The organism is Paraglaciecola algarum, from assembly GCF_021532655.1.
Lineage (GTDB): Bacteria > Pseudomonadota > Gammaproteobacteria > Enterobacterales > Alteromonadaceae > Paraglaciecola > Paraglaciecola algarum.
On sequence record NZ_JAKGAS010000042.1, the window covers coordinates 1 to 279 of the forward strand.

The window sequence follows — 279 nt, forward strand, 5'->3', positions numbered from 1 at the left end:
TCCTCGGGCGTGCGTCCTTGGGCGTGACCAGGCTCAGGGAGTAGCAGCCGCTGCAAAGAGGCTGGGCGATCTCGCGGCCCTCGCCTCCTGTCTCTGGTCGCCGCGCTGCCTTGCCGAGGACGACGCCAGCCGCGAGGTTGTGGCGGGTCTGCTGCCCTATTTCGTGGTGAAGGCGGATGGGTAAGTCGAACCCGAAGACGTATCGGGCTTCGCCCGATCGCCCGCTGCGCCGTGGAGACGTCGCACAAGCCGACATTCTCAGCTGTTGGCGAAGCTCCC

At 67.0% G+C, this 279-nt stretch carries 1 protein-coding gene; it reads left to right on the top strand.

Going from position 1 to position 279, the window contains the following annotated elements; all coding sequences use genetic code 11:
- On the top strand, positions 1 to 184 hold a 184-nt coding region (locus L0668_RS20585), incomplete at its 5' end, for a hypothetical protein (RefSeq protein ID WP_235314603.1).
- Positions 185 to 279 lie beyond the last annotated feature (95 nt).